The 15,039-nt window shown below is 72.7% G+C and carries 13 protein-coding genes; 6 read left to right on the top strand and 7 right to left on the bottom strand.

All coding sequences use genetic code 11. The features are described from left to right. The 7 genes from VK611_06475 to sulP (VK611_06505) form a co-directional block, all read right to left on the bottom strand. Positions 1–2,560: PQQ-binding-like beta-propeller repeat protein (locus VK611_06475; protein ID HMG40955.1), on the bottom strand; the 2,560-nt coding region annotated here is incomplete at its 3' end. Between the two features lie 83 nt (positions 2,561–2,643). Next, the gene (locus tag VK611_06480; GenBank protein ID HMG40956.1) at positions 2,644–2,853 is read right to left on the bottom strand and encodes a hypothetical protein; all 210 of its coding nucleotides are present in this window, start codon (positions 2,851–2,853) and stop codon (positions 2,644–2,646) included. Positions 2,854–2,888: 35 nt separating this feature from the next. Beyond that, positions 2,889–4,574, bottom strand: a complete 1,686-nt coding sequence (gene sulP, locus VK611_06485; GenBank protein HMG40957.1) for a sulfate permease — start codon at positions 4,572–4,574, stop codon at positions 2,889–2,891. Between the two features lie 14 nt (positions 4,575–4,588). Then, positions 4,589–4,747: a hypothetical protein gene (locus VK611_06490; protein ID HMG40958.1), complete on the bottom strand. Its 159-nt coding sequence runs from the start codon at positions 4,745–4,747 to the stop codon at positions 4,589–4,591. A 1-nt stretch (position 4,748) separates the two neighbouring features. Next, on the bottom strand, positions 4,749–5,288 hold the full coding sequence (locus VK611_06495) for a DUF6325 family protein (protein ID HMG40959.1): 540 nt from the start codon (positions 5,286–5,288) through the stop codon (positions 4,749–4,751). A gap of 83 nt (positions 5,289–5,371) precedes the next feature. Beyond that, a complete protein-coding gene (locus VK611_06500) occupies positions 5,372–6,964 on the bottom strand; it encodes a SulP family inorganic anion transporter (protein ID HMG40960.1) in 1,593 nt (530 codons plus the stop codon). A gap of 42 nt (positions 6,965–7,006) precedes the next feature. Further along, complete coding sequence (gene sulP, locus VK611_06505; protein ID HMG40961.1) at positions 7,007–8,767, bottom strand: sulfate permease; 1,761 nt, start codon at positions 8,765–8,767, stop codon at positions 7,007–7,009. 146 nt (positions 8,768–8,913) lie between these two features. Here sulP (VK611_06505) and VK611_06510 point away from each other — a divergent pair, with 146 nt between their 5' ends. From VK611_06510 to VK611_06535, 6 genes are all read left to right on the top strand, one after another. Next, positions 8,914–11,274 (top strand): arylsulfatase, encoded by a 2,361-nt coding sequence (locus tag VK611_06510; protein HMG40962.1) that lies wholly within the window; start codon positions 8,914–8,916, stop codon positions 11,272–11,274. Positions 11,275–11,324: 50 nt separating this feature from the next. Further along, complete coding sequence (locus VK611_06515; protein HMG40963.1) at positions 11,325–11,714, top strand: PLDc N-terminal domain-containing protein; 390 nt, start codon at positions 11,325–11,327, stop codon at positions 11,712–11,714. 36 nt (positions 11,715–11,750) lie between these two features. Next, positions 11,751–12,734 carry a formylglycine-generating enzyme family protein gene (locus VK611_06520; GenBank protein ID HMG40964.1) on the top strand — a complete coding sequence of 328 codons (984 nt, stop codon included), beginning with the start codon at positions 11,751–11,753 and terminating at the stop codon, positions 12,732–12,734. 62 nt (positions 12,735–12,796) lie between these two features. After that, positions 12,797–13,291 carry a hypothetical protein gene (locus VK611_06525; protein ID HMG40965.1) on the top strand — a complete coding sequence of 165 codons (495 nt, stop codon included), beginning with the start codon at positions 12,797–12,799 and terminating at the stop codon, positions 13,289–13,291. Positions 13,292–13,331: 40 nt separating this feature from the next. Further along, the gene (locus VK611_06530) at positions 13,332–14,114 is read left to right on the top strand and encodes a ZIP family metal transporter (protein ID HMG40966.1); all 783 of its coding nucleotides are present in this window, start codon (positions 13,332–13,334) and stop codon (positions 14,112–14,114) included. Positions 14,115–14,208: 94 nt separating this feature from the next. Continuing rightward, on the top strand, positions 14,209–15,033 hold the full coding sequence (locus VK611_06535) for a hypothetical protein (GenBank protein HMG40967.1): 825 nt from the start codon (positions 14,209–14,211) through the stop codon (positions 15,031–15,033). Positions 15,034–15,039 lie beyond the last annotated feature (6 nt).

Consider the following 15,039-nt stretch of genomic DNA (forward strand, 5'->3'; position numbering starts at 1 on the left):
CGACCCCGGGCACGGCGCTGGTCGGTCCGTAGCTCGCGTCGGCGGGCAGGCCGCTGGTCTCGGTGTTCTGCCAGACGACAGCGCCGGTGTCCAGGTCGAGGGCGTGCACCGTCGGCCGCTGCGGATCGAGGACGTCCTCGCCGGGAGCGGTCGAGAAGTACACCCGGCGGGCTGCCTCGTCGACCGAGGCGGTCTGGATGACGCCCCCGACGGCCCCGCCGGGCACGACGTTGGTCTGCCAGTAGGGCAGGTCCGCCGGGTCGTCGTCGTCCCAGGCCACGCCGTTGCGGACGTTCTCGCCCTCCCGGTCGACCACGTAGTAGGTGCCGTCCTTGCCGCCGATGCCCACGACGTCGCGGACCTCGTCGCCGACGGTGAGGCTGAACAGGTTGGGCGCCGCCCCGAAGGCCAGGTCGTCGTTGTCGACCTCCCGGGGCCGCCAGCGCCACTGCGGGGTCCCGTCGACCGACAGGGCGACGACGGCCTCGTCGTAGGCGGGCATGGGCGGCGCCGGGACCGGCGTGGCCGGATCGTCGTCGGTGTCGCAGTTGCTCGTGCCGAAGATCAGGAGCTGGCGGTCGGGATCGAAGGCCGCCGCCGACCAGATGTTGCCGCACCCGTTCGGCGTGCGCGGGGCGTCGCAACCGCTCCTCGTGGCCAGGAAGCCGGGCGGCAGGCCGAGCTCGGCCTCGGAGTGGTAGCCGTCGAACCGGCGGATCCCGTCGGACGAGGTCGGGCGGCAGACCAGGCCGCTCTCGGGGTCGAAGAACCACCGCAGTGTCCCGTTGACGGCATCGACGGCGTAGAAGCCGCCCTTGCCGGTGGCCACGTCGTTGACGTCCATCCCGAAGAAGACCAGGCCGTCGGCCACGACGGGCGTGCTCTCGATCTGGTTGCGCTCGCGGTCGAACGAGCACAGTCCCGGGGCGGCGCCGGTGGCGGCGTCGCGACAGCCGGTACCGGCGGCGAAGCGCCACCGCTCGGCCCCGGTGGCGGCGTCGAGCGCGTACATGGTCTCGCCGGCGGCGACGAACACCGTGCGCTGCCCGGCGACGTCCGCGATCGTCGGTGATCCCGACGCCGGGAACGACGACCCCGGCTGGGCCTCCCAGGCGAAGCGCCAGCGCTCGGCGCCGGTGGACCAGTCGAGCGCGTAGACGAACCCGTCCCACGAGGTGAAGAACGCCAGGCGGGTCGGGCCGGCGTGCGGCCCCGGCAGGTCGACGGTGGCCACGCTGGGCGACGACGTGACGACCGCGTCGGTCCGGAAGCGCCACCGTTCGACCAGCCCGCCGGCGGTCGCGGGCGTGAGCTTCGTCTCGTCGGGGTTGAAGAACTGGCGGTCGTGGCCGCCGGCCAGGGTCGGCCACTCGAGGGGGAGCGGCGGTTCGTCCGGCTCGAGGTCGCCGGGCAGCAGGGCGACACCGTCGGGGAACGCCAGACCCTGCCGGACGATCTGGGGCGGCCGCGGGTCGCCGGCGGCGTCGAACCGGATGCGGCGCACCTTGCCGTTGGGGCCGGGACCGACGTCGGGCAGGGCTCCCACCAGGTCGAGGTCGGCGTAGTAGACGGTGCCGTCGGCGCCGACGGCGATGCCCTGCGGGTTGCCGGTCGGCGCGGGCAACTCGGTGCCGTGCGGCTCCAGCAGGAACCGCACCAGGTTGCCGTCGAGGTCGTACTCGGCGATCCCTCCGGTGAGCACGCTGGCGGCGTAGAGGTTGCCGTTGGGGGCGAGCGCCAGGCCGGAGAACGTGAGCATGCCGTCGCCGGCGGTCGCGAAGACCTCGCGCTGCACCGCATCGGCGACGGGCGCACCGGTGGCGTCGGTCGCCCCACAGCCGCCGGCGGCGTCGGGCCCGGTCGGGAAGGGCGGCGAGAAGCGGTCGATGCGCAGGCCCGACGACTGCGAGACGTAGACGCGGCCCTGCCGGTCAACGGCCACCGACCCGGCCGTCCCCAGGTCGCCGGCCAGCTTGCAGAAGGTGGTCGACGCCTCGTCGGTGTCCGGATAGGCACCGGGTGGGCCGGGGAACCGGTCGTGGGGCGGGAACCACTGGATCAGCTGGCCGTTGGCGGTGCCGAAGCCCTGGAAGCCGACCTCGCTGGTGAACAGGGTCCCGTCGGGGGCGAAGGCGCAGCCGTGCGGCTCCGGGCCGTCCGTGTGGTAGGTCGCGGTCAGCTTGCCCACCTGGGTGCCGGCGGCGTCGAACACGCCCCAGCCGGCGGGCGGGTGCGGTTGCCCGCTGTCCTCGCCGCCGATGAACCCGCCCGGCGCGTCGGGACGCTGGCAGATCTGGCCGTTGATGTCCCGGCCGTGGTCGGGGTCGTCGCCGGCCGACTCCACCAGCACGTCCTCGGCCAGGGTGCCGGTGCCGATGGTGTCGACCTCGAGGCGGCGCAGCCGGTTCCCCTCCGTGACGTACAGCAGCTCGCCCGAGTCGCCGGTCGACGGCGCCGGGGCGGGCGCGGTCGGGGACGTGGTGACGATCGGATTGGCCACGCAGGCGCCCAGCGCCAGCACGACGCCCAGGGCGCGGGCGCGGTCGAACGGGCTCACCATCACGCTTCCCCCCAACGGTTCCCCCCGGTTGTGCCGGCATTGTGACGGATGACGTGAGTGTTAGCAATACCCGCTGTCGTGCTCTACCGCTGAGGTCGGCGGTCGATGCGTCTGGCGAGGGCGGCCATCTGGGTGTGGCGTGCCCCACGTCGTTCGCGGCGTTCGACGCGGGTCCACCACGACGTGACGTGATGGCCGAGCCGACCACGGAGGAGCCGCAGGTCGTCGATCAGCTCGGCGACGAGGAGCACCGCGACACCGGCCCACAGCAGGGCCTGTAGCCATCGCTTCACGGTCGGGTCGATGGTGGCTCTCGCCGGGCGGTCGGTCATGTCGCTGTGGTCGTCGCCTCGATGGCGGCCTGGAGAGAGGGGTACACCCGGTCGAGGGACTCGACCGCCGCGGCGTCCCGACGCAGGACGTCCCGCACCTGCCCGAGGTCCCCGGCGATCACCAGCTGCACGCCGCCGGCCTCGAGCTGGTCGGTCAGCTCGGCCAGCATCTTCACGGCGGTGACGTCGACGGCGGGGATCGACTCGGCGTCGAGGATGACCGTCCGCACGCCCGGTTCGGCCGCGTGCGCCTGAATGGCACGGCGGACGGCGTCGGCGTTGGCGAAGAACAGCCCGCCCTCCACCCGGAGCACGGCGAGGCCCGGGAGCGCGGCGTTGTCCGGGTGACGGTCCCGGTCGGCGTACTGGTCGTCGGTGCCGGGCACCTTCCCCAGCTCGGCGACGTGGGGGTGCGACGCCCGGTAGAGCAGCAGGAGCAGCGAGACGCCGACGCCGATGAACAGGCCCGGCAGCGTGCCGAAGACGAGCACCCCGAGCAGCGCCGCTACGGCGGCGATGAAGTCCGGTCGGGCGGCGACGCCGTAGATGGCCCGGAGCCGGCGGGACGAGAGCCGGTAGAGCTCGACCAGCGTCCGGTAGTCGACGAGCTCGACGACCGCGGCGATGACGACGGCGGCGAGCGTGGCTTCCGGCAGGTCCTCGAACAGGCCGGTGAGGAGCAGCAGGGTGACCACGGTCATGGCCGCCACGAGCAGGCCGGAGAGCTGGGTGTGCGCGCCGGCCGACCCGTTCACCGCGGTCTTCGACAGGCTGCCGTTCACGACCATGCCCTGCGAGAGCCCGGCGCCCAGGTTGGCGGCGCCCAGCCCGAGGAGCTCCCGGTTGGGGTCGATCTCGTAGTGGTCCCGGGCCGCGTACGTCTTCGCGGCGCCCAGCCCTTCGGCGAAGCCGACCAGCATCACGCCGACCGCGGCGCCGGCCAGCGCGAGGTACTCGTCGAGGTCGAGCCCGTCGGGCGTGCCCAACGACGGCAGCCCGCTCTCGATCGGGCCGACGATCGCCACCCCGTGGTCGTCGAGGTGGAACTGCGAGACGAGGACGACGCCGAGCGCGACCGTCACGAGCGAGCCGGGGATCACGGGCGCGACGCGCCGCAGGACCAGGACCACCGCCAGGCAGCCGGCACCGACCGCGCCGGTGACCGCGCTCGTGTCGCCGAGGTTGCCGAGCACGTGCCACAGCTGCTCGAAGAAGGTCTCGCCGTCCTTCTCGATCCCGAGCAGCTTCGGCACCTGGCCGACGATGATCGTGCACGCGACCCCGACGATGAAGCCCTTGATGACCGGCTCGGAGATGAAGCCGGCGAGGAAGCCGAGGCGGAGCAGCCCGGCGAGCAGCGCCAACGCCCCGGTGACGACGGCCAGCGCGGCCGTCAGCGCCACGACGTCGTCGGAGCCGACCGCGACATCGGCGACGGCGGCGGCCGAGAGCGCCGCCGTGGCCGACATCGGCCCGGTCACCAGGTGCTTCGAACTGCCGAACAGCGCGTAGAAGATCAGCGCCGGAGGTGCCGCGTAGAGCCCGATCACCGGGGACACCCCGGCGATCGACGCGTAGGCGAGGGACTCGGGTACGAGCACCGCCCACACGGTCAGCCCGGCGACGAGGTCGCTGCGCAACCAGCGCCGGTCGTAGCCCTGCAACGAGGTGAACAACGGCAACGAGGACCGGCGCCTCAGAACCGCCGGCCGACCCGGCGGACGGTGCGACGGGTCGACCGCCGGCGGACGCCCCGGGTGACCACGGCGGCGGTGGCGACGGTGGCCGCGGTGCGGGCGACCGGCGCGGGTCCGAGCACGGCGGCCCGGCGCATGCGGCGTCTTGCGAGTGGCATCTCAGTCTCCTCGGTCTTCCTGGTCGACTTCGTCGACCTCGTCGACCTCGTCGGGCTCGTCGTCGTCGGGCTCGTCGTCGTCGGGCTCGTCCTCGTCCTCGTCCTCGTCGTCCTCGACCGCGGCGAGCAGCGCCTGGATCGGGATGCGGCCGCCGGCGACGAGCTGCCCGCCGGAGTGGCGGACCGCAGCCCCGAACGGCGCGGCCCAGGTGTTCTCCCAGACGAGGACCGCGGCCGAGCTGCCGGGCTCGAGCGCGGCGGCGACGGCCTCCACGTCCTGCTCGCTCAGCAGCATCGCCAGCCCCTCCTCGAAGGACCGGAGCGCACCGAGCTCACCGACGTCGAGGTCGGACAGCTCGAACGCCTCGACCGAACCGTCGGTCTCCGTCTTCAGCACCAGCAGATCGAGCACCCGGACCAGGTCGCGCTCGACCAGATCGACGAGCGCGGGAGCTATCTCCCCGTTGAACTTGCTGCCCGGGAACTCGATGACGATCCAGTCGACGGGCCCGAGCTCGTCGACATCCGTGACGTCGTCCATCTGGGGACTCCCCTTCGTCGGTCGACCACTGCCGACGCATCGTCCGCCTCGATCGGCGCGACGGGATCATCCCTTCGGGATGACTAGGGCGAGGCGCCGTAGCCGGCGAGGGCCTCGCTCAGGGAGGCGAAGTGCCGGATGCCGTCGTCGCCCCCGGGCGGCGCGTGGGCGGCGGCGGCGAGGTCGCCGGCGATCCACAGCTCCACGCCCCGCTGGCCGAGCTGCACGGCGAGGTCGGCGTGGACCGCGAAGAGGGTGCTGCCGTGACGTGGCTGGTTGGACCAGTCGAGCAGCAGCACACGGGGCGGAGCGGGCAGGGCGTCGACGGCGGCGACGAGGCGTTCGGCGACCGGGCGTCCGCTGGCCCAGTACACCGGGAGGTCGACCCGGGCGACCACGAGGCCCGGACGGAGGGAGGCCGGGTGCTCCCCGAGCGGCACCCACGGCCCCTCGGGCTCCGCCTGGACGGAGATCGCCGGTCGGCCCAGCACCCGGAACAGCAGCAGGTAGCTCAGGGCGACCCCGATGACGACCCCCGCCACGGTGCCCCAGAGGAGCACGCCGAGGGCGGCCAGCGCCGCGACGACCAGCTCCTCCCGGCGCACCGCGGCCAGGCGCCGCAGCGCTCCGACGTCGACCAGCCCGGCGGCCGCGACGATCACGACCGCACCCAGCGTGGCCTGGGCGAGGTCCTCGAACAGCGGCGCCAGCAGCGTCAGCGTCATGGCCACGCCGACCACGGTGACCAGGCTCGCCGACTGGGAGCGGGCGCCGGCACCCTCGTTGACCGCGGTCTGCGACAGGCCCCCGGCCGCCGGCATCGACCCGAAGGCCGAGCCGGCCACGTTGGCGGCCCCGAGGGCGACCAGCTCGCGGTCGACGACGACCGGCGGATCGTCGGGGCGCCGGAACGATCGCGCCGCCGAGGACGACTCCACAAAGGCCATGAGCGCGATGGCGACCGCCGGCCCCAACAGCCCGGCGCTGCCGTCGAGCTCCGGCAGCGCCGGCCGCGGCAGTCCCTGGGGGACCGGCGTGATCAGCGCGACGCCGTCGTCGCCGAGGCCGAGCGACCACACCGCCGCGATCCCGAGCCCGACCGCGAGCAGCGGGCCGGGCACCCGGGGCACAACCTTGTGCGCCACCACCAGCCCGGCGATCGTGGCACCCGCCAACGCCGCGGTCGGCAGGTCGACGTCGCCGACGTGGCGGAGCGCGGCGCCCACCTGCTGGAAGAAGTTGTCGCCCGAGGCGTCGATCCCGAGGATCTTCCCCAGCTGCCCGGCGGCGATCACGAGCCCCGTGCCGACCTTGAAGCCGACCAGGACGGGCACGGAGATCAGGTCGGCGAGGAAGCCGAGCCGCAGGACGCCGCCCACGGCGAGGACGGCGCCGGTGAGCAGCGCCAACGTGATCGCCGCGCTGGTGGCCTGCGCCGGGTCGCCCTGCGCATCCGCAGCGACGAGGGCGGTGGCCGTGAGCGCCGCGACGGTCGACGTCGTGCTGACGCTCAGCACGCGTGACGTGCCCAGCACCGCGTAGACCGCCATGGGCACCAGCCCGGCGTAGAGGCCGAGCTGCACGGGCAGGCCGGCGATGGTGGCGTAGGCCATGGCCTGGGGCACCACCACCGCCGCCGTGGTCATCCCGGCGATGACGTCGGCCCGACGCTCCATCGTCGACACAATGGGCGGTCCCCGGTCGCCGAGCGTCACCCCTTAGGGATGACAGTCGGGGCCCGGGGTCGCCGTCGACGCGTAGGCGCTGACGGCGGCGCGGACCGTGGGGTGGAAGTGCTCCGCGCCGATCGCCTCCGTGAGCCCGGTGGCGTCGAACACCTCCCGGACCGGCTGCTTCAGGCGGGCGACGGCGAGACCGATCCCGTCCTCGTCGAGCGACCGGCGCAGCTCCCCGAGCGCCTCCGCCCCCGACGCGTCGAGCGCGGTGACCGCCTCGGCGTCGAAGACAAGGTGGTGGGTGCGGGTCGTGGCCCCGGCGATCGCCTCCGCCACCCGGGCCTTGACGTAGCGGGCGTTGGCGAAGAAGAGCCGGTCGTCGAGGCGGTAGACGACGATGCCCGGGGTGGTGCGGGCGCTGGGGTGGACGGACACGTCGGCGTAGCGGCCGAGCCGCTCGACCCAGCCCACCACGGCGTCGTGGGGCTGGGCGCTGCGGGTCACGGTCTCGACGATCGAGAGCAGCACGGCGAGCACCAGAGCCGGGAGGACCCCGAGCACGACCACCCCGACGGCCGCGACCGCCGCCACGACGACCTGCGCACGCCCGGCCTGGGCCAGGGCCCGCCACAGGTCCGGCTCGATGAGCCCGACGGCGGCACCGACGATGACCGCGCCGAGGCACGCGGTGGGGAGCAGCTCGACCGGGGCCGTGAGGAACAGCAGCACGACGGCGACGACCAGGGCAGCGATGCTCCCGACGGCCTGGGTGCGGCCGCCCATCTGGTCGTTGACGGCGGTGCGGGAACCGCTGGCGCCCACCGGGAAGCCCTGCGTGACGCCCGCCGAGAGGTTGGCGGCGGCGAAGGCGACCAGCTCCTGGTTCGCGTCGATCCGCTGCCCGTGCTGCCCGGCGAACGACCGGGCGGTGAGGATGCCGTCGGCGAAGCTCACGAGGAAGATGCCGATCGCGGCGGGCAGCAGCGTGAGCACGTCGCCGAGCGGCAGGGTCGGCCACGTGACCGACGGGAGGCCGGAGGGGATGTCACCGATCACGGCGACGCCTCGATCCTCCAGCCCGGCCGCTGCCGACAGCGCGATCCCGGCGATCACCACGACGAGCGCGGCCGGGACCTTCGGCGCCCGCCGGCGCAGCACCAGCAGCGCGCCGATCGACACCAGGCCGATGAGCAGCGTGAGCTCGTCGACCTCAGCCAGCTCCTGGACGACCTCGACGAGCTGGGGCACGGCGTCGTCGGCGTCGACCGAGATCCCGAGGATCTTCCCCAGCTGGCCCACGATCAGCACGACGGCGACGCCGTGGATGTAGCCGACGAGCACGGGGCGGGAGAAGTAGTCCGCCACCCAGCCGAGCCGCAGGAGCCGGGCGACGGCGAAGATCGCCGCCACCAGCACCGCCAGCAGCGCCGCGGCCTCGGCGTAGCGCTGGGGGTCGTCCGTGAGCGGCGCCACTGCGGTCGCCACGAGCACCGCCAGCGCCCCCTCGGGTCCGACGATCAGCTGGCGTGAGGATCCGAAGACCATGTAGGCGACCGCCGGCAGCAGTAGCGCGTACAGGCCGAAGATCGGGTCGAGGCCCGCGATCTCGGCGTAGGCCATGGCCGACGGGATGGCCAGCGCCGCGACGGTCACACCGGCGACGGCGTCGCGCTTCAGGCTCCGGCGCTGGTAGTGGGCGACGTGCGCCGTCACGGGGAAGGTGCGCTGGAGCAACGGCTGCTCGGCCCGCGGTCGGAACGGGGAGACCTCGTCGCCGTCGCCGTCCCGGTCCCCGTCCACCACGGGTGCACCGTGCGCCCCTCGTCGGGGTCCCCGGCTCATCCCGCCAGGGTGATTGCCCTCGACGATCACCCCGAGGGGATGAGGCGACGCGGTCGGGTCGGGCGGATGGTGGGGAGGATGCTTCGACCTGCGGGAGGACCGCGACCATGACACGCGACAACGACCTCAACCGGTTCTCGCTGCCGATCGTGGACCGCGCCTACGTGGGCCTCACCACGTACGACGCCAAGGACCCCGACACCGCGTACCCGCCGATCGAGCCCCTCCGCCCGCCCAAGGGCGCACCGAACGTGCTGGTCCTGCTGGTCGACGACGCCGGGTTCGGTTCGTCGAGCGCCTTCGGCGGGCCGATCGACACCCCGAACGCCGAGCGGCTGGCCGCCAACGGGTTGAAGTACAACCGCTTCCACACCACCGCGCTGTGCTCGCCCACCCGCCAGGCGCTGCTCACCGGCCGCAACCACCACTCGGTGGGCATGGGCGGGATCACCGAGATCGCCACCTCCGCGCCCGGCTACAGCTCGGTACGGCCCAAGGAGGCCGCGCCCCTCGCCGAGACCCTCAAGCTCAACGGTTACTCGACGGCGCAGTTCGGGAAGTGCCACGAGGTCCCCGTGTGGGAGACGAGCCCGATGGGCCCGTTCGAGCAGTGGCCCACCGGCTCGGGCTTCGAGCACTTCTACGGGTTCATCGGCGGGGAGACCAACCAGTACGCGCCGGCTCTCTACCGCGACACCGTGCCCGTCGAGCCCGACCGCACGCCGGAGGAGGGCTACCACTTCACCGAGGACATGACCGATCGGGCGATCGACTGGGTCCGCCAGCAGAAGGCGCTGATGGCCGACAAGCCGTTCTTCGTCTACTACGCGCCGGGAGCGACCCACGCCCCGCACCACGTGCCGGTCGAGTGGTCCGACAAGTACAAGGGCAGGTTCGACCAGGGCTGGGACCGGCTGCGCGAGGAGACCTTCGCCCGTCAGAAGGAGCTGGGGGTCATCCCGCCGGACGCCGAGCTGACCGCCCAGCCCGCCGAGATCCCCGCCTGGGACGACATGCCCGACGAGCTCAAGCCCGTGCTGGCCCGCCAGATGGAGGTCTACGCCGGGTTCCTCGAGCACACCGACCACCACATCGGGCGGCTCCTCGACGCGTTGCGGGACCTCGACGTCCTCGACGACACGCTCGTCTACCTGATCATCGGTGACAACGGGGCGTCGGGCGAGGGCACGTTGAACGGTTGCTTCAACGAGCTGATCACCCTCAACGGCGCCGCGGGCCTGGAGACCGCCGAGTTCATGGCCTCCAAGATCGACGACTTCGGCACCCCGGCGGCGTACAACCACTACGCGGTCGGGTGGGCCCATGCCATGGACACGCCCTTCCAGTGGACCAAGCAGGTGGCCTCGCACTGGGGCGGCACCCGCAACGGCACGATCGTGCACTGGCCCAACGGGTTCTCGTCGCGGGGCGAGGTCCGCACCCAGTTCCACCACGTGATCGACGTGGCCGCGACGGTGCTGGCAGCCGCCGGGGTCCCCGCGCCGACGTTCGTGCACGGCGTGCAGCAGATGCCGCTGCACGGCGTGGACATGGCGGCGAGCTTCGACAACGCGGCGGCACCGGAGCAGCGCGAGACGCAGTACTTCGAGATGTTCGTCAACCGTGGGATCTACCACAAGGGGTGGACCGCGGTGACCCGGCACAGCCTGCCCTGGGTCGTGACCGAGGTGCCGGCGCTCGACGACGACGTCTGGGAGCTGTACGGACCCGACGACTGGACCCAGGCCCGGGACCTGTCGGCCGAGCAGCCCGGCAAGCTCCACGAGCTGCAACGGCTCTTCCTCATCGAAGCCGCCAAGTACGACGTGCTGCCCCTCGACGACCGCCGCTTCGAGCGGTTCAACGCCGACCTCGCCGGTCGCCCGCAGCTCATCCAGGGACACTCGCAGCTGCTCTTCGGTGGGATGGGCCGGCTCAGCGAGAACTCGCTGCTGGTGGTCAAGAACAAGTCCCACTCGGTGACCGCCGAGATCGAGGTACCCGGCAGCGGGGCGCAGGGGGTCATCGTCGCCCAGGGCGGCGCCTTCGGCGGATGGTCCCTCTACGCCAACGACGGCCGGCCCGCCTACTGCTACAGCCTCTTCGGCCTGCAGAGGTTCAAGGTCGAGGCCACCACGCCGATCCCGGCGGGTGAGCACCAGGTGCGCATGGAGTTCACCTACGACGGTGGCGGGCTCGGCAAGGGCGGCGAGGTCGCCCTGTTCGTCGACGGCGACCAGGTCGGAGCCGGCCGGATCGACGCCACCGTGCCGATGGTCTTCTCGGCCGACGAGACCGCCGACGTCGGGAGCGACTCGGGCACCCCGGTCAGCGACGACGAGCACGGGGGGACACCGTTCAACGGCCGCGTGCGCTGGGTCCAGATCGACGTCGACAAGGCCGCCGAGGACGTCGACCACCTCATCACCCCCGAGGAGCGTCTCCGGCTCGCCATGGCGCGCCAGTAGCCCGCTCGGCTCGTCCAACCAGAAGCGACTCATCAGAAGGGGAAATCGAGATGACTTTGGCAACATGGCAGGTCGGCGAAGTGTTCTTGTCGATGCTGTGGTTCACGTTGTTCTTCCTGTGGATCTGGCTCGTCATCACGGTCTTCGGCGACATCTTCCGGAGCCGTGACCTGGGCGGATGGGCCAAGGCGATCTGGTCGCTGTTCATCATCGTCCTGCCGTACCTCGGGGTGCTCGCCTACCTGATCGCCCGGGGGCACAAGATCGGGGAGCACCGGGTCGAGGACGTCCGGCAGACCGACGCGGCGATGCAGTCCTACATCCGGTCCGCGGCCGCGACGCCGACCAGCGACCTCGTCCAGCTCACCGACCTGCACGACCGCGGCGTCATCGACGACGTCGAGTACGAGTCGATGAAGCGGCGCGTCGTCGTCCCGTGACCGGCTGAGCGACCCGACGAGCCCGTCAGCAGCAACGTGAGCACCTCCTCCACCCGACGCCGGAAGCCGCGCCACGGCGGCGACGGCGCCGGCGACGCCGACGAGATGGCGTGGGTCCCGGGCGGCTCGTTCGTCATGGGCTCGGATCGCCACTACCCGGAGGAGGCGCCTGCCCGTCGGGTGGCGGTCGAGGGTTTCTGGATCGACCGCCACCCCGTCACCAACGAGCAGTTCGGCCGCTTCGTCGCCGAGACCGGCCACGTGACGCTGGCCGAGCGGCCGCCGGACGCCGCGGACTACCCGGATGCCCGGCCCGATCTGCTGATCCCGGCGTCCGCGACGTTCCGCAAGCCCCGCCCGCCGGTCGGCCCGGGCGACGTCTACCTCTGGTGGATCCTCGTGCCCGGGGCCAACTGGCGCCATCCCCGCGGCCCCCAGAGCTCGCGGCGCGGGCTCGAGCGACACCCGGTCGTCCACGTCGCCTGGGAGGACGTCGAGGCGTACGCCGGCTGGGCGGGCAAGGCGCTGCCCACCGAGGCGGAGTGGGAGCGGGCTTGTCGGGGCGGTGGTCCCTACGGGGCCGAGTTCGCCTGGGGCGACGAGCTGACCCCGGGCGGGAAGCACATGGCGAACACCTGGCAGGGCGAGTTCCCCGTCGAGAACCTGGCGCTCGACGGCTACGAGCTCACCTCGCCCGTGCGTTCGTTCCCGCCCAACGGCTACGGCCTGTTCGACATGATCGGCAACGTCTGGGAGTGGACCGCCGACCCGTACGTCGACCACGGCGACCGTGCCCCGAGCCCGGGCTGCTGCGGCGGGAGCGTTCCGCACGAGGCCGGCCAGTCCGACGAGGCCGACCTCTCCGAGGCACCCGTCCTGCGCCGGGTGATGAAGGGCGGCTCCCACCTCTGCGCCCCCAACTACTGCCGGCGCTACCGGCCGGCGGCCCGCATGGCCCAGGCGGTCGACACGTCGACGTCGCACCTGGGGTTCCGTTGCATCCGGCGGGACCGCGGATGACCCCTGCGAACCGCCGACGCCTGACGCTGATCCCGACGGACCCACCACCCGAGGAGCTTTCGATGTCCACCGTTCCGGCCCCGGCCCCGGCGCCGCCCAAGCTCTGGCTGCTGCGTGCGGCCAAGGCGCTCGTGGTCTTCGTCTACGTCGTGGTGATCGTCGACCTGGTGCTGCTCACGCTGGGGTTCGTCCTCCAGCTGTTCGGCGCCAGCACCGACGCCGAGTTCACGAGGTGGGTGTACCGCAACGTCGAGCGCGTCATGGAGCCGTTCCGGGGCATGTTCCCGTCCAAGGCGGTGTCCGACCAGTCGGTCCTCGACGTCTCGCTGCTGTTCGCCATGATCGTGTACTCGATGGTCGGCCTCACGGTCCACGCCCTGATCACGTGGCTGACCGAGAGGATCGTCGCACTGCGCCGCCGCCAGCACCTCGCCCCGGCGGGCGTGCAGCCGGGCACGCCCACGGCGCCCCCGCCGGGTCAGCCCGTCGAGCCGGGCTACCCGACGCCCCGTTACCCGCGTGGGGTGCCGGCCGGCCCGGGACCGGGCCAGCCCTGACCGCCTGACCGCCTGACCGGGACAACCAGGAGTCGAGTCCGTGCTCGCCGCAGCGATCTGGGGCTTCGTCGCCGGCTCGGCGCTGCTGCTGGGTGGGTTCATGGCCCTGCACCGGCAGTGGTCGACCCGGGCGATCGGCCTGTTCATGGCCTTCGGCTCTGGGGTGCTCATCAGCTCGGTCGCCTTCGAGCTGGTCGAGGAGGCCCTCGAGCTGGGCGGCGGCGGGCCGACCACGCTGGGCATGACCGCGGGAGCGCTGACGTTCTTCGGCGGCGACCTGCTGGTCAGCCGACGTGGCCGGCCACACCGTCAGCGGGGGAGTGCCGGCTCGTCCCCCGACGATCCCCAGGTCGAGCCCGTCGAGCCCGTCGGGGAGGAGGCGAGCAACCCGATGGCCATCGTCCTCGGGGCGGTGTTGGACGGTGTCCCCGAGGCCGCCGCCATCGGCATCTCCCTCCTCGACAGCGGGCGCGTGGGCGGCACGTTCGTGATCGCCGTCTTCCTCTCGAACGTGCCCGAGGCGCTGTCGGCCACTGCCGGCCTGGCCCAGTCGGGTCGCCCGCCCCGGACCATCATGCGGATGTGGTGGTCGGTGGCGGCGGTCTCCACGCTGACCGCCGCCGCGGGCTATGCCCTGCTCGACGGAGCGAGCGACGGTGCCCTGGCCGCGCTGTCGGCCTATGCCGCGGGTGCCGTGCTCACCATGGTCGCCTCGACGATGCTGCCCGAGGCCCATCGCGAGGGCGGCCCGATCAGCGCCCTGGTGACCACCGGCGGCTTCCTCCTGGCGGTGCTCATCGGCTCGCTGGCCCAGGCGGTCTGACGGCTCGGCCGGGCCGCGGATACCGCGGATCCCGCGATCTCGCCCCGTCGGGGTGATGCCGGGGCGGGGGAGCGCGGGTCAACTGGCCACGGAGATGAACCTCGTCGTCGCCATCCTCACCGTCGCCGCGGCGACTGCCGTCGCGATCGCCGCGATGCTGCTGGTGCGGCGGACGGCGCCGGACGGCAGCTACTTCCACGACGGGGACCGGGCCGCGGGGGTCTTCGGGGTGTTGGCGACCGGCTTCGCGGTCCTGCTGGGCTTCGTCGTGTTCCTGGCCTTCACCAGCTACGACGCCGCCCGCGCCGGGGCCGAGGACGAGGCGCTCACCGTCGGGCAGCAGGTCGAGACGGCACAGTTCTTCCCGCCGTCGGTGTCCGGCGAGCTGACCGGTGAGCTGGTCTGCTACGCCCGCTCGGTGGCCGGCGTGCAGTGGGAGCGCATGGAGTCCGGGACCCTGGGGGAGCAGGTCAACCCCTGGGCGGTCGAGCTGTTCCGCACGCTCCGGACGGTCGAGCCGCAGACGGCGACCGAGCAGTCCGCCTACGACAACTGGCTCGACCAGACGTCGGCCCGGGAGGAGGCGCGCAACGCTCGGATCCACGGCGCCGTCGGTGTGATCCCCACGCCGCTGTGGGTCGTGCTGTTCTTCAGCGCCGGCCTCATCTTCGTGTTCATGCTCTTCTTCGCCGACAGCGGCGAGCGGGCAGTCGTCCAGGCGATGCTCATCGGCGTGGTCGTGGCGGTGATCACCGCGATGCTGCTGCTGCTCAACTTTCTCGACAACCCGGTCCATGCCGGCGTCGGCGGCCTCCGCCCGGTGGCGATGGAGCGCACGTTGGTGGTCATCGACCAGGAGCTGGAGATCGTCGGGCACGACGTGCCGCCACCGTGCGACGCCCGCGGGATCGCGCTGTAGGTGGTG

It is taken from the genome of Acidimicrobiales bacterium (assembly GCA_035316325.1).
Classification (GTDB): domain Bacteria; phylum Actinomycetota; class Acidimicrobiia; order Acidimicrobiales; family VFJN01; genus DASXTK01.